The following is a 20,307-nucleotide window of genomic DNA, read 5'->3' as shown; positions in this document are numbered from 1 at the left end:
AACGGATTATGTAACGGATGTAACGGATGTAAAGGATAGAAGGAAGAAGAAAGAAAGAAGAAGGAAAATGCAATCCTGGCAATAATTTCAGCGATTAAAAGCGTCCTAACCGTCTTGTCAATAAACAAAAGACGGAAAGCAACAGCCATGAGGCTGCTGGTACTCGCCAACCGCCATCACCGCCATCGGCTTGAGGGCGCGCAGCCCCTCTTGCAAACACCAGCGAAACAAACTTGCGTAACGCATCGGCAAGTGGAAAGAAACCTGTGCTTCGGAACTGTACGCGGCCGCCCCCAAGAGCAAAGCCTGCATATCCGCCTCAGTTTCTGCGACGCTGTGGCTCAAAGCCGACACCGCACAAGTATAAGCCACAATCCGACCTTGTTTGCAAGCAACGAAGGGAGAAAAGAAATTCACGGCGTCTTCAATCTCCGAAATTCGATCGCACCTGTATAATTTCTTGCACAAAGCGGCACATTCACCAACATCCTCACTAGCCATCGGGCGCACCTCAAACCCATGGGGCGGCTGGCTGCGAAACTTCCCTTCCATTAACACGAAAGCTTCCTTCACCTCAAAACCCAAAGAAGCGTACAGCGACAGCGCAGCCAGATTAAAAGATTCCTGAACCAAACGGATGCCCACAGCGTCCTGTCCCCGTTCCAGCAAAGCTTTCATGATTTCCCGTCCCGCGCCGCGGCCTTGAAAAGTTCGATCGACACTGACGGGCCCGATACCGCGAATCGGGTTGCGTTCGTCCATAAACCCGCAGCCGACAACCGCACCCTCACTCTCGGCTACTATGCCAAAAAACAACGGACTTTCGATCCGAAGACCAATAATTTCAGTTGAAAACTCCAGCGTCGGAAAATCTGTAGGGAATTGATGGCGATCGGAAATACATTTAAAAGCTTCATAATTAATGCGGGCGCAAACATCGATATCCTGATGAGTTGCTCGCCTGATTACCAGATTCATGGTTAATGTAATTATTAATTTTTATTAAATTTTAATCGCATTTGAAGTTTGCAGTGGCGATTGGGCGATAAAGAAAAAGCTTCTGCCGTCCAAGCGCTACTACAAACTATAAAATGCAAGCTGAGCTTTTCAGGACATACTACCCGAAAATAGCTCAGCAATTCGCTCAAAACCTAAACTTCGTAGGTTTTTTTACCAGTGAACTTGACCTTAATCGGATTGGGATTGCTGCCAATATTGCGGTCAATCTTACCGTTGTAGGGACGACCTTCGTTCACCTTCTCAGGGAACACGCCATCTTTGGGATGCAGGTACTCAGTAGAACCGTCGGGAAACACGCGGTAAATTTTGTAGTTCGAGATTTTGAATTTAGCCCGCAGTTGCTGGCCGCCCAAAGCGATGCACTGCTCCTTCCGGGGCAGATACAGCAGGTTGTCACCTTGACGCATGATTGCAGCGCCGCCTGTAGGCATTTCAAACACCTGTTCCTTGGGGCTAGTCCAAGTGATCGCGTACTTCTCTTCAACTAGCGCCTTGGTCAGCAAGCCGCCGGTGCTGCCGCCGAAAAGAGGGGGTTGTCCAGTGAGTTCTTCTGCCATAAACATATCCAAAGGATTTTTACGGCATCGTATCATCATGAGGCGACACCGCTGTCGAAATTGTAAGGAAAGTTAACAGTTTTTTGCCGATCGATCTCTTCTGATAATTGATAATTAGTAATTAATAATTGATAATTGGTAATTTCCACCCAAATTATAAAACAAAATTAGGCAGCACGAATTCCGAAAAAACAATCCCAAAAAAATAGCAATTATTCTGGTGCTTGTGGGGCACCCGAATAATCGCATATTCTCCCAATTTATCCCCACAGACGATCGAACAATTTACCGCCTCAACCCTAAGTCAAGAACCAATTAGGGTCATAGCCGCGCGGGATTTGGCTCAAAGCAGTCCAAGTTTCTTGATTGACAATCCCGTCGGCCTCAATCCCAAAGCTTTTTTGAAATGCGCGAACAGCTTTATCCGTCAAAGTAGCAAAGTCGCCGTCAACTTTACCGCCATAATGCTGGGAAGTTTTGAGAACTTCCTGAACAGTAGCGACTGCTTCCCCATAACTGCCGAATTTTAGTATCGGCATATTAACTGGAGCTCCAGTATAAAGCGCCTGCCAAGTCAGCGGCCCGACAATGCCGTCCGGCGACAAGAAAACCCGAAACTGAAACAGTTTCACAGAAAACTCAACTGCTTTGTTAAAAATTCCTTTAGCAGGATGCCGATAAAGTTGCAACTTGGTTAGCAGTTGTTCGAGTTCCAATACCGCTTTACCTTGAGAACCTAATTGTAGCTGCGGCTTTTTGGCCATAGGTTGAGTAGATTTCATCTGGATTGTAGGTGACATAATCGATTTTTCTAACCTCTAGGTTTGAGTATTCTTCTGGAAAAAAACTTTTTCCGGGCGAAACATTTGCATTCAAAAAATTTCACGAATCAACACTGGCGTCGGCAGTGCCTCAACAGATTCGAGCTACTTTTACCATCTCGCGACTTGTGAACAGGAGAGTTATACCATTTTAGATTTTAGATTTTATATTTTAGATTTGGCATGACTGATTACTATGGGGGTTTGCAGCTTACCTACAGTTTGATTCTTATTGTAAACTGGTATTAATTTTGGGCAGCATCCCTAGGTATTCCGTCGCCAAACCGGGTTTAAGACGGCAAGCGCATCCTGAATCTGTTTTGATACTTTCGATATTAAAGGTGAACACCGCGTGGTCACATCTCCTTTAAGGCTGATCTCACAGGGTGAGGATTGAGGCCGATCTCCTTGACCTTTGCATCAGAATTATTCATCTCTCTCTTCTCTTTCTCTGCGAGCTCTGCGTTCTCTGTGGTTAAATCCTTCCGATGCCATCGGCATTAATATTAGTCGTTAAGTCCGACAGGGGTTGAAACAAGAGCCTCATAGCTCAAGTCGTCTCAAGACGACTGTAGATTAGTATTTGATATCAAGTCCGGCGTAAATAGCCCCTCATATCAAATTTGTTAGCAGCAGATTTGATATCATGCCAGCGCAGCCGGATTTGATATCACTCGATCGCTACTTGCGCGCTCAGACGCCCACCAACCCGGTTTTTTACAGTATATTCCATGTAAATTTAGTACGGAGAAACCGGGTTTCGAGCAACAGAATCAGTAATCATGCGAGAACTGTAAAGAAACCCGGTTTCTGGGGTATACCTCATAAACCTTGAATACGCTGTATCAATTTAGTCTAAACAATCGGAATAGTAAAGTGAAATTCACTTCCTCGGTCTTTTCCTGCGGAATCTACCCAAATTTTACCGCCCCAGCCGGCAACAATCTGTTTGCAAATTGCCAATCCCAAACCGGTACCGCCGGCGCTGCGGCGCAAAGCTCCTTCTTCTTGATAAAATCGATCGAACACTACTTTTAAACTGTTCGCCTCGATTCCCCTCCCCGTATCGGCTACGAGCACTTCCACCATCCGAGAACCGTTGCATTTCGCTCTTATGGTGACGCTTCCTTGAGGTGTGGTGAATTTGCAAGCGTTGTCTAGCAGTTTGGAGAGCACCTCCACCAACCACTCTCCGTCAGCTTGCACTAAAGGCAATTCTGCGGACACTTCGGCGATAATTTCCGGTAACTGTCGATCGAGTCCGCCCCCCGATCGCACGCTGCTAAGGGCTAAATCCACGCATTCTTGCAGCGTCAGCGATTCTACATTCCATTGGACTCGCCCGCTTTCTAAGTGAGAAAGAGTTAAGAAATCCTGCACGAGTTTCCGCATTCTATCGGCATCACCAAGGGCAGTTTCTAACATGATTTGCCGCAATTCTGGGGGCATATCTGGTTCGGAGTTCAAACTTTCCAAACACACTTGAATCGTAGAAAGTGGGGTGCGGAGTTCGTGTCCGGTGATGGCAATTAGATTGCTGCGAGTGCGGTCTAATGCTTCTAATTGTTGGTTGAGTTCTTCTAAATGAGCGTAGGTTTCTGCTTGAATTAAGGCTGCTCCAAGTTGGGTGGCGATCGCCTCTACTAAAGCAATTTCGTCTTCTTCCCAAGCCAAAGTCGAGCGGCACTGGTGCATTTCCACCATGCCCAAAACCCGCCCCTGATAAAGCACTGGCACCATTAACCAAGAGACAATTTGCCAATTTTTTACAATTTTTTCCAGGAATTTTGTATTGACAATCAGTGGGTGTTGTGCTGTGTCTTGGATGTAAACTCGCTCTTGCCGCGCCACCGCGTCGCTCCATATTTGATTTTCCTGCAACAGCCAAGTCTGATCCAGCATGGAACTAGCGCCCGGCCCCAAAAACTCGCGATCGATTTTGACCGCCACATCTGTTGCCTTGCACCGATAAATCAAACATCGGCTTGCCGAGAGGGCAGTGCCGAGTTCTTGGACTGCGACTTCGACGATTTCTTGCGGGTTGAGAGACTGCCGCATTGCCGTGGTAATTAAGTTTACCAGGCGTTCTTTGCGTTCCTGAGCGGCGATCGCGCTGTATGCTTTGAGCAGTTTGTGCTGGCCTGCTTGCAAGTAGGTTACTAAGCGTTCGGTAAAAGCATCGCTCAATTTTGGATTGGGAATTTTTGAGTTTTTTCTCGTACTTATTTCGGGTTTGGCGGCTTTGGAAGTGGCGGATTTCCTCGTTTTTTTCGGTGTTTTGAGTTTGTAAGTCGTTCGCGCTCGATCGATCTTTTCTGCCAATTCCGGGCGATATTTGACAATTCTATCGAGCAACAATGCGGCCGCTTTGGAGCTTACCTCGCGATCGAACGTCCAAATTCCTTCAAATCTGCGAGCTTGATCCATCAACAGTGGCCCGCGATCGTCCTGGTTGTCGATCGGCACAATTTTTTCTTGACAAATCAGGCAAGTTGAGTAGTGTTGCCCCAGTACCACTAAATGCCACTCTTTACTCAATCCGTCCTCCGGTTCAAACGCCACAGTTTCGTGACACTCCGAGGAATTTTTAAAGTCAGTTTCCGGTGCAGCCAGCACGTATACCTGAGAGGAGCGTGAGGCAATTCGCCGGTAGCGGTGAGCTTCCTGGCGGTAGAAGCGCTCTCGCTGAAAGCTGGCAATGACTAGCGGTTCGTCGTCGGAACCCGCCAAAACTAAGTCTTCCATCGCGTGAGACAAGGCTGTCATGGAAGATTTGAAATAAATTTGTGCCCGCAGTTGGGGCAAAGCTTGCAGAAGTTCTGCCAGTAGCGAAATAGGGACGATCATCTAGCCTTAAAAGTGCATTTTTGCCGATGACAAAACAGGATCGATAGGAGGTTTAGAGCGCTCCTTCTTCAGTATCTGATAGATTTACAGCACTTGGTAAGTAAAGTACAAAAAAATTGGTTTCGCTCTCCTGGGGTACCCCGGTGTTCGCCCAAATTCGCTCCGCCGTGCCCGCCCCGATTCCTAGTTTCCCTGTACTTGAGTGTCAAACTATCCTCGCTCTCTTGGATATCAGTGCCATAATTATCGCTTTTTGGCGATCGATCTTGTTAATCGGTAATTAAACTTTAAAAAAGCGCAAATAATTAGCCATTAGTTAAAAACTAACGACCAATTATTTTGACGACTGATCCCAAGAAACCCGGTTTTTACCCACCATCTATGAATAAACCGGGCTTCGGACACCTAGCGTGTAAGTCCTATATTTTTTTGAGGCATCGCGCCTAAGTATAAATGCTGCGGCTGTGGTTGTATCAGGCTAGTTCGCCCCCTTCGTCGCTGCCGCCCGGAGATGATTTGTAGAGAGCATCTAATTGTTCGCGGGCGTCTTGGACAGTCAGCGAACGCATCACTAAAAGCGGCTCATTGACTATGTTTCCGTATTCATCTAAAAGTTCTGGATGCGGTACCGGTTGAGAGCGAGGATAGGATGGGTAGGGATTATTTGCCCTGAACTGTTGAGGGCGCTGGGACTCCATACCAACGGTGACTAGACTGCGGATTAAGTTACCGACCGCCAGAAAGGCAAGAACGGTAAAAGCTAAAATATAAAGCAGGTGCAACATTATCTTCTCCTCCGGGCTAAACAGCCACACAGCAATTTACAAAAGTGTTTCAGCAAGTAATAACTTATTAACTGGAAATCTGTTTGAGGTTGTCAAGTGGGCCGCCACATTTCCCAAGGTTGGGGATTTGACTGCAAATTTAACTTGAACTCGCTTCCTTATTTTCCAGGGGGAGCTGACTGCCATGAGCGAAAGCGTGCCGATACTTGCCAGCATTCGGCGAGCAGTCTGTGCCACGGCATCAGTGCTGCTGTTTCAATCCCAACTTGACCTCCGGTTGCTTGAAATAGAGCTTTAGCTGCGCCTACTTCTTGCTGAGCCTGTTTGACTCGCGCCAGCAAGTCAGATTGATCTTCGTCGCCCAGAAAGGGAATTTCCTCAGTTTCTAAGAGCTTTGCCGATCGATCGAACCAGTAATTGAAATCCTCTAACAGCGGTTCCAGTAACGCTTTGAGCAATTCTGGCTCGGGCAAGTTGGAATTAAGCATGGATCAAAATTGGGTTATTTATCTATTATAGTCTTAGACGGTCTTTACAAATTGTAACATATTTCTAACAAAAATTTAATAATTTAACAACAATTAGCAGGTGGGTGTGAATAAATTAAACTATGCCAGCAGCGATTTTTGAGTCGAAATCCCCAAATTCTGCCAAATTAGGAATGAGAATTAAATAACTTGCATTTTTTGTAGGTTGGGTTTCGTTCCTCAACCCAACCTACGGAAGTTATTTAATTCGCGATCCTTAGTTCGCGAGCTCACGGTTGCTGAGAAAACAGGTTTTTTCATAGCAAGACGGGTGACAGCCCACCAAAATAGTAAAAAATCCGGTTTCTGAGAGTCGCAGTGCGGGACGCACTAAACGTTGCCACCATCAGGGCTGTTGCTGTAATTTCCCGGAGTGTCCCCCAACCTGAAGTCGGCGCTTACTGCCCCAATCTGAGTAATATAGAAGCAACTGCAACTAAATTAATTGCTAATTCAGCCGATGTCTAGCCCAGAATCCATGTCCCCTCCAGAAGAGTCCGTTAAGATTGAGTTGCCCCGCACGAGTGAGTCGGAGTCACTAAAAAAAATTCGCCACACCACCTCCCACGTTATGGCGATGGCGGTGCAGAAGTTATTTCCCAAGGCGCAAGTGACCATTGGCCCTTGGATTGAAAACGGTTTCTATTATGACTTTGACACTCCCGAACCTTTTACGGAACAGGATTTAAAAGCCATTAAAAAAGAGATGATCAAAATCATCAACCGTAAATTGCCTGTAATTCGCGAAGAAGTCAGCCGCGAGGAAGCGGAACGCAGAATTAAGGAGATTAATGAACCTTACAAATTAGAAATTTTAGAAGGGTTGATCGAACCGATTACTCTTTACCATTTGGGCGAGGAATGGTGGGATTTGTGCGCCGGGCCTCACTTGGATAATACCAGTGAGTTGAATCCAAAGGCGATCGAGCTAGAAAGCCTAGCAGGCGCTTACTGGCGCGGCGACGAAACCAAAGCTCAGTTACAGCGAATTTACGGCACTGCTTGGGAATCTCCCGAACAATTAGCAGCATACAAACACCGCAAAGAAGAAGCATTAAGGCGCGATCACCGCAAATTAGGCAAAGAATTAGGCTTGTTTATCTTTGCCGATCCGGTGGGGCCAGGTTTGCCTTTGTGGACGCCGAAAGGCACTGTTTTGAGAAGTATTTTAGAAGATTACTTGAAACAAGAACAAATCAAGCGCGGCTATTTGCAAGTGGTGACTCCGCACATCGCTAGAGTCGATTTGTTCAAAATTTCTGGACACTGGCAGAAATACAAAGAAGATATGTTTCCGCTGATGGCGGAGGATGAGGAAGCGGCAGCAAACGAACAGGGTTTTGTGATGAAACCCATGAATTGCCCTTTTCACATTCAAATTTACAAAAGTGAATTACGTTCCTATCGAGAATTGCCGATGCGCTTAGCGGAATTCGGCACAGTTTACCGCTACGAACAATCGGGAGAATTGGGCGGTTTAACGCGGGTGCGCGGCTTTACGGTGGATGATTCCCACTTATTTGTCACGCCGGAACAGTTGGATGCTGAATTCTTGAATGTGGTGGATTTGATTCTGTCAGTCTTCAAGAGTCTGCAACTGAAAAACTTTAAGGCGCGTTTGAGTTTCCGCGATCCGAACAATTTAGAGAAATACATCGGTTCCGATGAAGCTTGGGAAAAGGCTCAAGGTGCAATCCGCCGCGCGGTGGAAACTTTGGGAATGAATTATTTTGAGGGAATTGGGGAAGCGGCTTTTTACGGGCCGAAACTCGATTTCATTTTCCAAGATGTCTTGGATAGAGAATGGCAATTAGGAACTGTTCAGGTAGATTACAATTTGCCCGAACGTTTTGATTTGGAATACGTTGCTGAAGACGGCATTCGCAAGCGTCCGGTGATGATTCACCGCGCTCCTTTCGGTTCTTTGGAACGTTTGATCGGGATTTTGATCGAGCAGTATGCGGGGGATTTTCCGCTGTGGTTAGCGCCGATTCAGGTGCGGTTGTTGCCTGTCAGCGCTGAGTTTTTGCCGTTTGCGAAGGAAGTGGCGGCGAAGATGAAGGCGTTAAATATTCGCGCTGAAGCTGATGAGGATAGCGAGCGTTTGGGCAAGTTGATTCGCAATGCTGAGAAGGATAAAATTCCGGTGATGGGTGTTGTGGGTGCGAAGGAAGTTGAGGCGAATAGTTTGAATATTCGGACGCGGGCTTCTGGGGAGTTGGGGGCGATTTCGGTTGATGAAGTGATTGGAAGGTTGCAGGCTGCTATTAGTAGTTACGGCGATTTTTAGATATTGCAAAATTCCACCCTGCAATAATAGACTAATCTATTGCGGGGTGGATATCCTACTTGCTCGCTCAATCCTAAATTTCAAATAAGTTCCAGTAGCCGAACAACTGTAATTATTCACTTCTAAGGGGAGTTATTCAGAACATGACTTTTTCATACCAAACTGCCTTTGATGCTCGCACTGATTTACAAAAGTACAATGAAAATGCTTTAGCTCTTTTTGCATTACAGCTTAGATTTCAAATTGAGGATATTGAAACCGTAGCCGCCAGCTCTCTCACAGGAGGACGTGGTGATAAAAAATGCGATTTAATCTATGTGGATAAGGAAGCCGGATATATTATTGTTATACAAGCCTACATGGCTCAAATTCCTACTAATAAACAAGCTGCACCATCTAATAAAGCTTCTGACCTTAACACCGCAGCAGCGTGGTTATTTAATTCTCCTCTAGATAATTTGCCTGAAGGAATTCGTTCTGCTGCTGGAGAAGTTCGGTCTTCACTCGAAGCAAACCAGATCAGATTTGTACAGTTCTGGTATGTACACAACTTACCGGAATCAACAAATGTTAAAGATGAACTTCAAATTGTAGAACAGACAGTTAATAATGCTTTGAAAACACAATTCCCCAATTCCGAGGTTGAAAATTTAAGTACCCTAGAAGTAGGTCAAAAAACACTGGATGAGTGGTATCGTGCTTTAGAGGCTCCTATCTTAGTTACTGATAAGTTTACTATTCCCATATCAGGAGGGTATACTATATCTGGTAGTGATTGGGAAGCCTTTGTAACAGCTATTCCTATTACATGGCTACATGAAGTATTTCAAAGATATTCTGACAAGCTATTCTCTGCCAATGTCCGAGGATATCTGGGAAGTAGAAAAAGTGACAATAATATCAATAATGGTATTAAAAGCACTGCCAAGGATGAACCAAATCACTTTTGGGTTTTTAATAATGGTATCACAGGTTTAGTATCTGAATTTCAGACCTCCGAAGTTAACCCATCTCCAGAAACAGGTAGTGCTAACACACTAGAAATTATAGGAATCTCTATAGTTAATGGAGCGCAGACAACAGGAGCCTTGGGTAGTTTAGATACTTCTCCTGACGGTACAGGATATGTACAAGCTAGGTTTGTTAAATGTAATAATATCAACACTATCAGAAAAATAATTGAATTCAACAATAGGCAAAATGTAGTCGAAGCATCTGACTTCCGCAGTAACGATTCTATCCAGCGACGCTTGCGTGAAGAGTTTAGCAATATTCCAGATACAACTTATTATGGCGGAAGAAGGGGTGGCTCTGAAGATGTGATCCGCCGTCCGGCTAACTTATTATCATCCGATACTGTTGCTCAAGCTCTTGCAGCATTTCATCAAGATCCGGTAATCGCATATAATAACAAATCGGATATCTGGAGAGTAGATACGATTTACTCTAAATATTTTACCGAACACATATCAGCAGAGCATATTGTATTTGTCTATTCTTTACTTCGCAGTGTAGAGGCTAAGAAGCTTCGACTTGTGGACAAGAGTAGATCTGGTAGTTTGCCTAAAGCAGAGGAGGAACAATTGCACTTTTTGCAAAGACGAGGTGCTCACTTCCTGCTCACATCAGCCATTGCTAATTGTCTCGAAACCTTCCTAGATAAACCTGTTCCTAACGCTTTTCGAGTTTCTTTTTGTAGACAAGTTTCACCAGAACCAGCGGAAAAATTTTGGGAGCCAATTGTAGAAGTTACTATTCCTTTTTGTAAGCAACTGCTTCCCGCCGTCAAAAAAAGTCTAAATAGTAATGATGACGCAAAAGAGGCAATCAGCAACTTTAAAGCTTTTGTAGAATCAATTAAAGAGAATCATGTCGCTCGTTTTCAATCTTTCGCAACGCTCGTTCAAATTCGGTCTTGAATCTATATATAATGACACGAATGCCGATATCCAAATATTGATTGACCAATTTTATACACTAACTACATCAACAGGAGTTAAATCAATGCCTAATCCGTTTCCGGGGATGAATCCTTATTTAGAAAGTCCTGATTTTTGGCCAGAAGTACATCACTTGCTGATTGGTATCATTCAGGAGTCTTTGGTTCCTCAACTGGTACCCAAATATCGAGTTGCGATTGAAAAGCGAATTTATGAAATCAAGGGGGAACAATCTCTGTTAGTCGGGATTCCCGATGTTTCTATCCAGCGCAATCCGATTCCCAGAAATTCAACTACATCGAATGTGGCTGTCGCCACACGAACTACTGCACCTTTGAAAATCAGATTAGCGATGTCTGAGGAGGTGAGAGAAGGATATTTGGAGGTGATAGATATGGCGACTAAGGAAGTTGTGACGGTGATTGAGGTGCTTTCACCTGCTAATAAACGTCCGGGAAAAGGGCGCGAAATGTATGAGGAAAAGCGGGATAAGGTGTTCGCAAGTCGCACTAATTTTGTGGAGATTGATTTGTTGCGGGGTTGGGAACCTCTCCCGGTTTTGGACAATGATATTGCAGCCCATTATCGGATTTTGGTGAGTCGGGGAAATCAAAGACCTTTTGCAGATTTATACTTGTTTAATCTACCAGATGTGATTCCTTGTTTTTCGCTGCCTTTGGGTGCAGGCGATGTGGAACCGATCGTAGATTTGCAGGCGTTGTTGAATACAGTGTACGATCGCGCCGCCTATGACATTACCCTCGATTATATGGCTGAGTTAGCCCCTGCGCTTTCAGAATCAGATGCTGTTTGGGCGGATGCTTTGTTGTCCGAAACCAGCCTCCGACAATCTGAAACCTAAAAAATCCTACACAAAACGTTACATATTTGTTAACATCGGGACGAGCCTGTCCTCAACAGTCCCTCTCTTAACCTTCTAAACTAACCGTTATGAGTCAACATCCCTCAGCAATTCCCGCCTCCGAAGAGTCCGCCGAAACCCCGACAGCGCCGACAAGCACTTCACCTCCACCGAGTTATGTCAAGCTGGCGATGCGGAACATGGTTCGCAAGCGGGCGACTTCTTTGTTTCATTTTGCCTTGACAGCCGCCGGACTTTTAGGCGTACTCGTGGGTTTGGCTTTTCTCGATCGCTATTTCAATTCTTAATCGAGGATTCCAACAATCAGCCTCTAATTTCTGCTGATGTTTTTGATATTTCTTAATCTGGAGTTAAGCTGATTGTTCTGCCTGACTGTTGCAATCTCTAACAGATTACTGTATCTTGCCAGCAACAGCAAAATCCCCTGCCGTTCGATCGCGCCATTGGAATTTGTAAAAAATTGAATATATCCCTTGACAGGAGAGCAAAAAAATGTTAATAGAGGTGAACGTCGAGGACTGTTACGGGCTCGCCCAGCAGTCAGCCGACGCTTCCAACCTCCCTGAGAGTGCAGCCAGCGGGGAGATTGCAGCCGAAACCTGGGAAAATTGGTTTAGCGTTTGGCTGGAAAACCAGGGGGCGGATGTGCCAGTGGCCCCAGGCTACGAAGTCAGTCTGCGTTTAACCGCCGATAGGGAGATGCAAGCCCTCAACCTCCAGTACCGCCAGCTCGATCGACCGACGGATGTACTAGCTTTCGCAGCTTTAGAGGTAGACTGTCCTCAGCTAGAGGAAATGCAGTCATCTGAACCCCTATACTTGGGTGATATCGTCATCTCGATCGATACAGCTAACCGACAAGCCCAGCAGCAAGGACATCCCCTGAAGACCGAACTAGCTTGGCTGGCAGCCCACGGTTTTCTGCATCTTTTGGGCTGGGATCACCCGGATGAAGAAAGTCTGACTCAAATGCTCGATCGACAAGAAACATTGCTGCGGGCGATCGGTCTTGCGATCCAAACAGCATAACTGAAGTTGATGGTTACTTAACAAAGTATGTCAAGCCCAATATAAATTTCTGAAATTAAACCAAAACTTTAGTAAAAACTTAGAAAAGTTACCTAGACTTGATGAAGTTAATTTCAAAAGTTTAGCTTTCATTCATCTCTGTAAATTAAAGTTGGTTCTTTATGACACTAGATAGACCCTCAATTTCATCACAAATCGCACAGTTTCTGCCCATGCCTCAAGACTCTTCTAGCCAGACAGTCCAGGAGCCTAAAAAAGCCTTGAAATACAACCGAGAGCTGTCCTGGAAAATCGCATCTAGCTTAGCTACGAGTTTTAGATACGCTTGGGGGGGTCTGAGTTATGCTTTTGAAACTCAGCGCAATTTTCGGATTCACACTGTTATTGGCACTTTGGCGATCGGACTCGGCCTATTTTTGCAACTGAAACCTGTAGAAATATCTGTGATCGGCGTCACCATTGGCATAGTTTTAGCCATGGAACTGTTGAATACGGCGATCGAATCGGTGGTAGACTTGACAGTCGGGCAATCTTACCACGAACTAGCCAAAATTGCCAAAGACTGCGGTGCCGGAGCAGTTCTGGTATCGGCAATGGCTGCGATCATCGTCGGTACTGCACTTCTGCTGCCTCCTTTGTGGGCAGTCGTTCAAATTGCGATCGGCAGTTAGTAAATTATTGGCCTCAGCAAATTTTAGGTTTTAGATGACCAATGGGAGGTTTTTAGTTTTATTCGTCTATATTGCAGCTATTTTTATCTTGGGCATCTATCTAAAATCTTAAAACCCTTGCTTTCAGGGAGCGAGTTAACCTAAAATCTAAAATCTAAAACCTAAAATCCAACTTAACCCGTGATTATAGTAATCGATAACTACGACAGTTTTACATACAATTTGGTACAGTATCTAGGAGAACTCGGTGCCCAGTTGCCCGTAGCCAGCGAAGTGCAAGTCTACCGCAACGACCAAATTTCCTTAGCAGAAATTAGGCAATTGCAGCCGGCAGCAGTGGTGATTTCTCCCGGCCCGGGACGGCCGGAAGATGCGGGAATTTCTCTGGAATTAATCAAAGAATTGGGGCCGACTCTACCAATTTTAGGCGTGTGCCTCGGACATCAAAGTATCGGTCAAGTATTTGGCGGCAAAATTGTTTCTGCACCCGTGTTGATGCACGGCAAAACTTCTCAGGTAGAACACGCAGGAGTCGGAGTTTTTCAGGGCGTGGAATCGCCGATGATTGCCACTCGCTATCACAGTTTAGTAATTGAAAAGCAGAGTTGTCCAGAAGTTTTGGAAATTACCGCTTGGGTTGAAGACGGAACTATTATGGGCGTGCGGCACCGGGAATATCCGCATATTGAAGGTGTACAGTTTCACCCGGAAAGTATTTTGACGACTTCGGGAAAGCAATTATTGCGAAATTTCTTGGAACGGCTTTAGGATCGCGAATTAAATAACTTACAATTTTAATTGTTATTGTGGGATGGGCGGGACGCCCATCCCACTTTCAAGAGTGGAAGTTATTTAATTCTCATTCCTTAGTTAAATTTCTCTGAATTTGTAGGGTTCGCTTTTATAGAACCTTACGGTGAGAGTAGGGTACACATTTTCGCACCTGAACCGCCTCAAAAAGGATACAAGCCCCTCACTCCTGTCGTGGTGAACCCCAAATTTTAGACTCATGTTCGAGATTCCAGATTCAATGCTGCAAGTAAATCTAAAATCTAAAATCTAAAATCTAAAATCGACTGGCGGTGTTTTGTGGTATAACAACAGACGACCAACACCCGACAACCGCAATCACAAGATGAAACGGCGACAATTAATACGTTACGCACAGACGGGTTTGCTAGCAGCTTTCTTCACTGGTTTACCATCTGGATGGGAAAGCTATCAAGCTCAAACTGCTGATTCTTTGTCGATTCAGTGGTTGGGCCACACTTGCTTCTTGTTCGCCGGAGGCGGTGCGAGGGTGCTGGTGAATCCTTTTCGCCCCCTGGGCTGTACCGCAGGCTATCGTTCTCCTAAAGTGCCAACAGATTTGATTCTGATTAGCAGCCGGTTGCTCGATGAAGGGGCGATCGAGGGATTTGCGGGCAATCCCGGCCTTTTGTACGAACCGGGGGCTTACAGGTCTAACGGACTGCGGATTCAAGGGATTCGGACCCAAAAAGACCGTGAGGGAGGAAGGCGATTTGGGGTCAATGTGGCTTGGCTGTGGCAGCAAGCGGGCGTTAAGATTTTACACTTGGGCGGAGTTGCTGGCCCGATCGGCATTGAAGAACAAATCTTGATCGGGCGGCCCGATGTAGTGCTGATTCCCGTGGGCGGCGGCCCGAAAGCTTACACTCCGGCGGAAGCGAAGCAAACTTTGCAACTTCTCAAACCAAAGATGGTGATTCCGACACATTTCAAAACCCAAGCCGCCGATGCTGCTGCGTGCGATTTGGTGCCGCTAGATGAATTCTTGGCGCTGATGGATGGTACGCCGGTGCGCCGATTGAATAATGACACGATTTCGCTCAAATCTGCTGACTTACCCCAAACTGGTTCGGTGATTGAGGTTTTGAGTTACAGATTTAGCGGTTGATGCCAGATTTTTTAGGTTGCGTTATATTAAGGAAGTTTTGTTCGATCGGGGATGCAAGAGAATTTTCTCTCTACCTTAGCCTCTGGCAACCTTGCCTTTTGTCGAGATTTGGCTAACATAACAATTCATGTTCACGGTTTTATCTCATAAGGAAATGCAAGCGAAATGAAAAATCAAAATTTACCTAGTTGGATGAAACAACTCACAGGTTTCGCAGGAATAATCGGCGCTAGCGCGTTAATCGGTTTCCCGGCTTGGGCTCACATCACCTCCAACACCAATGTTGCTAATGCAACTCAAACTCAACAAGTTGCAGGAAATGGGAAAACCACTGCTTCACCGGCACCAATGGCTCAGGCTAAGGATATTGTCGCTATTGCATCTGGCGACGCTCAATTCAAGACGCTGACAAAGGCTTTGGGCTCTGCAGGTTTGGTGACAACTTTACAAGGAAAAGGCCCTTTCACTGTTTTTGCACCGACAGACGCGGCATTTGCTGCTTTGCCAGAAGGAACTGTGGAGAATTTGCTCAAACCGGAAAACAAAGCCCTACTTACTAAGATTTTAACTTACCACGTTGTTCCTGGTTCAGTTTTATCTACTAGCCTAAAATCCGGCGATGTAAAAAGTGTCGAAGGAAGTTCGCTGAAGGTGGCAGTTAGCACAGGCAAAGTTACTGTCAGCGGCGCTAATGTTGTGAAAGCTGATATCAAAGCTAGCAACGGCGTTATTCACGTAATTGACAAGGTGCTGATGCCGCCTGATGCGAAGTAAGACTAGCCGTTTTTGTATCAATTGATGTTAGATTCGGTTAAATGAAAGCGAAGTAAGGACACAACATTGTTGTGTCCTTATTTGTATGGCAGGCAATTCCGAATTAATATATAGCAATCGTTGCAGGAGTCGTAAATTTTTTACCCCACCCCAACCCTCCCCTTATCAAGGGGAGGGAGTAAGAAATTTACAAATGATTTAGGATTGCTATAGATAAAGCTTTAGCTAGCTGCGGGTATCTACAAAAATGGCTGCCAACCCTTACCCCGGTAGCCAAAATCGAAGATTTCGGGATGGAGAATTTCTGCTAAAATTTCTAACGAATCAACCAATCTCGGCCCCGGCCGATTAAAGTAAGAATTGCCGTCAGTTAGGTAAACTTTCCCCGTTTTTACTGCTTGCAAATCAGGCCATTCTGCGTATTTAGTTATCTGCCTTGCTTCGCTGCGAGTGCGACTTAAATCAAAGCCGCAAGGCATGAAAATAATTACATCGGGATTAGCTTCTACTAAAGATTCCCATTTTAACCAAGGGGAATGTTTCCCGACAATTCCAAACAGGGAATTGCCTCCCGCCATTGCGACTAATTCGGGCATCCAGTTACCCGCAGCCATCAAAGGTTCAATCCACTCGATGCAAGCTACTTTGGGTTTAACGGTTAATGTTTTGGTTTTTAAGATAATAGCATCGATGCGGGATTGCAAAAGATCGATCGCACTTTTGCCATTTACGCCCAAAGCATCAGCAACTCGCTGAATATCCGTCCAGATTTCCGCTAGCAGATTCGGCTGCAAAGAAATAATTTCCGGCTTGCTATTTACCAGAGTGCTTACCGCTTGTTCAACATCCGCTAGAGAACAAGCACAGACTTCACATTGAGCTTGAGTAATAATGTGAGTCGGCTGCAATTTTTCCACAGTATCTATTTCTACTTTATACACACTCAGCGCATTTTGCAACAATTCTGTCACGCGGTTGTGAATTTCGCTGCTAGTTCCTTCGGGATTGAATTTAGGCTGAGTGCACACAGGTAAATTCTGGATTTCTGGGGGATAGTCGCATTCGTGGGAACGGCCCACAATTGCATCGGTTAATCCTAAAAGTGCTACAATTTCGGTGGCACTGGGAATTAGAGAGACAATTCTTGGTTGGTTCATTGGTTTTCTGTTTTTTACCGATTCGGAAGCACAGGCGAAGCACAGGCGGGACGCCCGTGCCACAATAAAAGGGATTGTTAAATGGGATTGTTAAATTTTTAGTTTTTTTAAGTATTGCAAATCTTGCCATGCTTGAATGAGATTACCTTGCATTAGTTGCGCTACACCGTTTAAAACTCTAATTTCCGGTAGGTTGGAGTTGAGAGCGAGAGCAGGTTTTAAGGCTGTTTGAGCGGCTTTGGGATGCCAGCCGTACAGGTGTACGAAAGCGAGATAGGCGTAAGCGTAAGGGTTTTTTGAGTCGAGTTGAGTGACTTTTTCTAAGGCGGCGATCGCACTTTGGACATTCTGCTGCAATACTCGCGAAAATGCCAAAGCATAAGCCAATTCTAGATTATTGGGTTCCTGTTTCAACCGATATTCTAACGCTTGTTCCGCTTGCACGGTATAATCTTGAATTGGATCGTATTGATTGATGCGCCCAATCTGCTCGAACACGGGTTCTAAACCAGGCAATCCTTTGGGTAAATTAACCGCCATCGCCCGCAATTGAGTCACCAAATCTAACTCAGGCTTATCTGTATTATCCTCATTATTCTCGTTCCCAGGCTCTGCCTGAGAACGCATATCCAGAGGCTCTGCCTCGATTTTAACACTAACTGCCGGCACATTAATCGGATAAGTTTCGCCGGTTTTCCGATTTAGATAAGTAGCTTGCAGATTGTAAGTGCCCGGTGCAATATTAGCAGGAGGAAGCATCGCCGTGCGATCGACAACTCGAAACCCCACAGCAAATTTATCCGCTTCCAGCATCCCCGGATGCAAAGTCGCTTGACCGATCGCGCGATCGTGTAAAATCCTGAAAGTCTGTCCCGGTGGAATATCGCCAGACTGCTGATTTTGCCACGTTACCAACACTAAACCAGACTGCAATTGCTGCCAAGGCCCAGACCAAGTATATGTTACCGATAGCGCGACTCCCGGAACTGCTTTTGCAGCGACAGTAACTCGATCTAATTGTACTTGCGATCGCGCTTCATTCAACGGCTGTATTTCGACAGGCTGCACTCGCTTCCGATAAAGATTTAAATTAGTATAATCTGGCAAAATCCAAGTTTTATCTAACTCAAATTTATCACCTTTTTCAATTGCCGTCACCGCTGCATTTTGAGCTTGTTTAATCCGTTCGCGAATCGAACCTTGCGGGCCTGTTTTGGTTACGAACCAAGAGAGCGATCGCACATCTTGCGGCACGTCTTTTAAATTCGTTCCCACCTGCCGCCCGTAAACCTGAAAATTCGCCAAAGCACCGTAAAAATTCAAATTATGCTGATTAATTTCCGGCGTCGAAGGCAACACGCCTAAAGTAGATTGCAAATAAGGTTCCCGATCGATTATTTCGGCAATTACCTCTCGGTGCGGCCACTCTTTCCCCAAGTAAGGATAGTTAGAATTGCCGGGACTGATAATTTGAACTAAGCTATGTCCAAAAGCCCCTCCCAGCGGCCACATATGCAACAGCATTGCCAGAATTGCCAAGCCAATTGTACCCCAGCGAATTTGTCGTCCCCACCGCGAAGGCCACAGCGTTAAACAGTAGGCTAAGAAAATAGATAAAACTGGCAAATAAGGTATACCATATCGGTCGTCTTTGTTGATATTTAGAGAATTAATTAAATAAGCTCCTACCCAGAAAACAGCCAGCCACCGACAGGAGTTGAGATAAAAGATTGACGAAATATCTTGCCGACGACGCCAATAAAGTATCAATCCTACTAAGGGAATAAGTAACAGAGGCCAAGAAATCTGTTCGGGTAAGCGTTGACCGTAGTAAATCCAAGCGTCGATCGTATTGAGGGCCGGATCTCCTTCGGCGATCGCCGAATCCACCGTTGCCCGTTTTCCCCCGGTCAAAATTAACAGCCAATTGGTTTTCGCCCAGGGCCCAAACACCGCCGCAGACAGCAACAAACTACCTGCTAATTGAGCTAATCTTCCCCAAGCTTTTTGGCGCACAGCACCAACAGCCAGCCACACAATCGGCGTAAACAGAAATAATACTGTAGTGTGTTTAACTAATATTGATAAACCGAGAGAAATTCCAAAGGCGATCGCCCAAAAGAAAGATGACGGGGAGAGGGGGAGATTGGGGGAGGGGGAGAATTTATACTTTTTCTTTGTTGGTTCTTCCAACTGAGTTCTATCCGTTACATCCGTTACATCCGTTATAAAATCCGTTGCCGAACTTCCTTCTTCCTTCTTTCCTTCAGAAGCCTTCCACATTGTCAGACAATAGAAAGCCAAAGTAATCGCCGCAGTGAGGGGATAGTCGAGTAAAAATTGCAAGCGCAGCCCATAAAGTCCGGGTAACAAAACGCAAATTGCAGCGGCCCACAAACCGACTTGCCGGTTAAATAATTGGACGCCCAGATTGTAGACTGAGGCGAGGAGAATTGCACTAAATAAGAGATGAACGAGGGTTGCCCGATCGCCCCCAGTACCGAAAACCTGAAGAAACGGAACGGTTAAGATGTATGCCAAGGGCGGAATTTTGGTCGAAAGCAGCCAGAAGTTTGTCCACCACTCCCCGGAAAGCCACTGAGGATGCTGCAACGCCTGCAAGTATTTCAGGGTGCTAGTCAGGTAGTCTGCTTGATCCCACGCCGGGACAGATCGATCGAAGGCAAACCAGAGGCGATCGCTAATTGCCCCCAGCAGCCAAATTATGCCTAAGACAAGCAGACTCTTGCCCTCGCTGTCCCGATGTTGCTGTGCCATTGCGGTTCTTGGATTTTAGGTTGCAGCTTTTAGCTTACAGGCGGGCGGTTCCGGGCGATCGAAAATTAATTTGAAAAAGTGCTTGCTAAATTCTGTATGTGTCTGCTAAGATAGTAAAGCGCGAAAAAACAAGCCGGGATAGCTCAGTTGGTAGAGCAGTGGACTGAAAATCCACGTGTCACGAGTTCAAGTCTCGTTCCTGGCATCGCAAAGCCCTCACAAAGTTGAGGGTTTTTTTTTATAAACTTGAACCCACAAAATAATCACCAATGGCATTCAAGTCTCGGCTTGCAGTTCGAGAGACAAAGCA

At 45.6% G+C, this 20,307-nt stretch carries 18 protein-coding genes and 1 tRNA gene; 11 read left to right on the top strand and 8 right to left on the bottom strand.

Features of this window, described 5'->3' with window-relative positions; genetic code table 11:
* Positions 1-117: 117 nt before the first annotated feature.
* The 6 genes from QUB39_RS05910 to QUB39_RS05885 all read right to left on the bottom strand — a co-directional run bounded on the left by QUB39_RS05910 (position 118) and on the right by QUB39_RS05885 (position 6,518).
* Positions 118-978 (bottom strand): GNAT family N-acetyltransferase, encoded by an 861-nt coding sequence (locus QUB39_RS05910; protein ID WP_333054696.1) that lies wholly within the window; start codon positions 976-978, stop codon positions 118-120.
* 173 nt (positions 979-1,151) lie between these two features.
* Complete coding sequence (locus QUB39_RS05905; protein WP_333054697.1) at positions 1,152-1,577, bottom strand: photosystem I reaction center subunit II PsaD; 426 nt, start codon at positions 1,575-1,577, stop codon at positions 1,152-1,154.
* Between the two features lie 299 nt (positions 1,578-1,876).
* Positions 1,877-2,377, bottom strand: coding sequence for a peptidoglycan-binding protein (locus tag QUB39_RS05900; RefSeq protein WP_333208219.1), 501 nt, complete (start codon positions 2,375-2,377; stop codon positions 1,877-1,879).
* Positions 2,378-3,253: 876 nt separating this feature from the next.
* Positions 3,254-5,245 (bottom strand): DICT sensory domain-containing protein, encoded by a 1,992-nt coding sequence (locus tag QUB39_RS05895; protein WP_333208220.1) that lies wholly within the window; start codon positions 5,243-5,245, stop codon positions 3,254-3,256.
* A gap of 473 nt (positions 5,246-5,718) precedes the next feature.
* Positions 5,719-6,030, bottom strand: coding sequence for a DUF2973 domain-containing protein (locus QUB39_RS05890; protein ID WP_333054700.1), 312 nt, complete (start codon positions 6,028-6,030; stop codon positions 5,719-5,721).
* A 158-nt stretch (positions 6,031-6,188) separates the two neighbouring features.
* Positions 6,189-6,518 (bottom strand): DUF2605 domain-containing protein, encoded by a 330-nt coding sequence (locus QUB39_RS05885; RefSeq protein ID WP_333054702.1) that lies wholly within the window; start codon positions 6,516-6,518, stop codon positions 6,189-6,191.
* A 357-nt stretch (positions 6,519-6,875) separates the two neighbouring features.
* Between QUB39_RS05885 and QUB39_RS05880 the strand changes: the two genes are divergently transcribed.
* The 10 genes from QUB39_RS05880 (at position 6,876) to QUB39_RS05835 (ending at position 16,062) form a co-directional block, all read left to right on the top strand.
* Entirely contained in the window at positions 6,876-7,025 is a 150-nt protein-coding gene (locus tag QUB39_RS05880) for a hypothetical protein (protein WP_333054703.1), read from the top strand.
* Entirely contained in the window at positions 7,018-8,847 is a 1,830-nt protein-coding gene (thrS, locus tag QUB39_RS05875) for a threonine--tRNA ligase (RefSeq protein WP_333208221.1), read from the top strand. The genes QUB39_RS05880 and thrS overlap by 8 nt, the downstream gene beginning before the upstream one ends.
* 143 nt (positions 8,848-8,990) lie before the next feature.
* A complete protein-coding gene (locus QUB39_RS05870) occupies positions 8,991-10,766 on the top strand; it encodes an AIPR family protein (RefSeq protein ID WP_333208222.1) in 1,776 nt (591 codons plus the stop codon).
* An 85-nt stretch (positions 10,767-10,851) separates the two neighbouring features.
* Positions 10,852-11,649: a DUF4058 family protein gene (locus QUB39_RS05865; protein WP_333208223.1), complete on the top strand. Its 798-nt coding sequence runs from the start codon at positions 10,852-10,854 to the stop codon at positions 11,647-11,649.
* 89 nt (positions 11,650-11,738) lie between these two features.
* Positions 11,739-11,957 carry a DUF3285 domain-containing protein gene (locus QUB39_RS05860; protein WP_333054708.1) on the top strand — a complete coding sequence of 73 codons (219 nt, stop codon included), beginning with the start codon at positions 11,739-11,741 and terminating at the stop codon, positions 11,955-11,957.
* A gap of 205 nt (positions 11,958-12,162) precedes the next feature.
* Positions 12,163-12,699 (top strand): rRNA maturation RNase YbeY, encoded by a 537-nt coding sequence (gene ybeY, locus QUB39_RS05855; protein ID WP_333208224.1) that lies wholly within the window; start codon positions 12,163-12,165, stop codon positions 12,697-12,699.
* Positions 12,700-12,860: 161 nt separating this feature from the next.
* Positions 12,861-13,370 (top strand): diacylglycerol kinase family protein, encoded by a 510-nt coding sequence (locus QUB39_RS05850; protein WP_333054711.1) that lies wholly within the window; start codon positions 12,861-12,863, stop codon positions 13,368-13,370.
* 180 nt (positions 13,371-13,550) lie between these two features.
* Positions 13,551-14,138 carry an aminodeoxychorismate/anthranilate synthase component II gene (locus QUB39_RS05845; protein ID WP_333054712.1) on the top strand — a complete coding sequence of 196 codons (588 nt, stop codon included), beginning with the start codon at positions 13,551-13,553 and terminating at the stop codon, positions 14,136-14,138.
* Between the two features lie 367 nt (positions 14,139-14,505).
* A complete protein-coding gene (locus QUB39_RS05840) occupies positions 14,506-15,288 on the top strand; it encodes an MBL fold metallo-hydrolase (protein ID WP_333054713.1) in 783 nt (260 codons plus the stop codon).
* A 165-nt stretch (positions 15,289-15,453) separates the two neighbouring features.
* Positions 15,454-16,062, top strand: a complete 609-nt coding sequence (locus tag QUB39_RS05835) for a fasciclin domain-containing protein (protein ID WP_333054714.1) — start codon at positions 15,454-15,456, stop codon at positions 16,060-16,062.
* Positions 16,063-16,301: 239 nt separating this feature from the next.
* Here QUB39_RS05835 and QUB39_RS05830 read toward each other — a convergent pair whose 3' ends face one another.
* Together QUB39_RS05830 and QUB39_RS05825 are read right to left on the bottom strand one after the other, a co-directional pair.
* The gene (locus tag QUB39_RS05830; protein ID WP_333054715.1) at positions 16,302-17,219 is read right to left on the bottom strand and encodes a cobalamin-binding protein; all 918 of its coding nucleotides are present in this window, start codon (positions 17,217-17,219) and stop codon (positions 16,302-16,304) included.
* 90 nt (positions 17,220-17,309) lie between these two features.
* On the bottom strand, positions 17,310-19,997 hold the full coding sequence (locus QUB39_RS05825) for a phospholipid carrier-dependent glycosyltransferase (RefSeq protein WP_333485026.1): 2,688 nt from the start codon (positions 19,995-19,997) through the stop codon (positions 17,310-17,312).
* A 132-nt stretch (positions 19,998-20,129) separates the two neighbouring features.
* Here QUB39_RS05825 and QUB39_RS05820 point away from each other — a divergent pair.
* Positions 20,130-20,202 (top strand) — tRNA-Phe (locus QUB39_RS05820).
* The last annotated feature ends 105 nt before the right edge of the window (positions 20,203-20,307 follow it).

The organism is Microcoleus sp. AT8-B5 (genome assembly GCF_036705565.1).
GTDB lineage: Bacteria > Cyanobacteriota > Cyanobacteriia > Cyanobacteriales > Microcoleaceae > Microcoleus.
Note: the sequence above shows the minus strand (reverse complement) of the source record. Positions and strands in the feature narration are given on the sequence as shown.

Excerpts from the sequence above, each read along its gene's own strand:
- QUB39_RS05890 (WP_333054700.1), bottom strand. The coding sequence starts at position 6,030 with ATGTTGCACCTGCTTTATATTTTAGCTTTTACCGTTCTTGCCTTTCTG.
- QUB39_RS05850 (WP_333054711.1), top strand. The coding sequence starts at position 12,861 with ATGACACTAGATAGACCCTCAATTTCATCACAAATCGCACAGTTTCTG.
- QUB39_RS05905 (WP_333054697.1), bottom strand. The coding sequence starts at position 1,577 with ATGGCAGAAGAACTCACTGGACAACCCCCTCTTTTCGGCGGCAGCACC.
- QUB39_RS05860 (WP_333054708.1), top strand. The coding sequence starts at position 11,739 with ATGAGTCAACATCCCTCAGCAATTCCCGCCTCCGAAGAGTCCGCCGAA.
- QUB39_RS05865 (WP_333208223.1), top strand. The coding sequence starts at position 10,852 with ATGCCTAATCCGTTTCCGGGGATGAATCCTTATTTAGAAAGTCCTGAT.
- QUB39_RS05910 (WP_333054696.1), bottom strand. The coding sequence starts at position 978 with ATGAATCTGGTAATCAGGCGAGCAACTCATCAGGATATCGATGTTTGC.
- QUB39_RS05830 (WP_333054715.1), bottom strand. The coding sequence starts at position 17,219 with ATGAACCAACCAAGAATTGTCTCTCTAATTCCCAGTGCCACCGAAATT.
- QUB39_RS05825 (WP_333485026.1), bottom strand. The coding sequence starts at position 19,997 with ATGGCACAGCAACATCGGGACAGCGAGGGCAAGAGTCTGCTTGTCTTA.
- QUB39_RS05835 (WP_333054714.1), top strand. The coding sequence starts at position 15,454 with ATGAAAAATCAAAATTTACCTAGTTGGATGAAACAACTCACAGGTTTC.
- QUB39_RS05840 (WP_333054713.1), top strand. The coding sequence starts at position 14,506 with ATGAAACGGCGACAATTAATACGTTACGCACAGACGGGTTTGCTAGCA.
- ybeY (WP_333208224.1), top strand. The coding sequence starts at position 12,163 with ATGTTAATAGAGGTGAACGTCGAGGACTGTTACGGGCTCGCCCAGCAG.
- QUB39_RS05870 (WP_333208222.1), top strand. The coding sequence starts at position 8,991 with ATGACTTTTTCATACCAAACTGCCTTTGATGCTCGCACTGATTTACAA.
- QUB39_RS05895 (WP_333208220.1), bottom strand. The coding sequence starts at position 5,245 with ATGATCGTCCCTATTTCGCTACTGGCAGAACTTCTGCAAGCTTTGCCC.
- QUB39_RS05885 (WP_333054702.1), bottom strand. The coding sequence starts at position 6,518 with ATGCTTAATTCCAACTTGCCCGAGCCAGAATTGCTCAAAGCGTTACTG.
- thrS (WP_333208221.1), top strand. The coding sequence starts at position 7,018 with ATGTCTAGCCCAGAATCCATGTCCCCTCCAGAAGAGTCCGTTAAGATT.
- QUB39_RS05900 (WP_333208219.1), bottom strand. The coding sequence starts at position 2,377 with ATGTCACCTACAATCCAGATGAAATCTACTCAACCTATGGCCAAAAAG.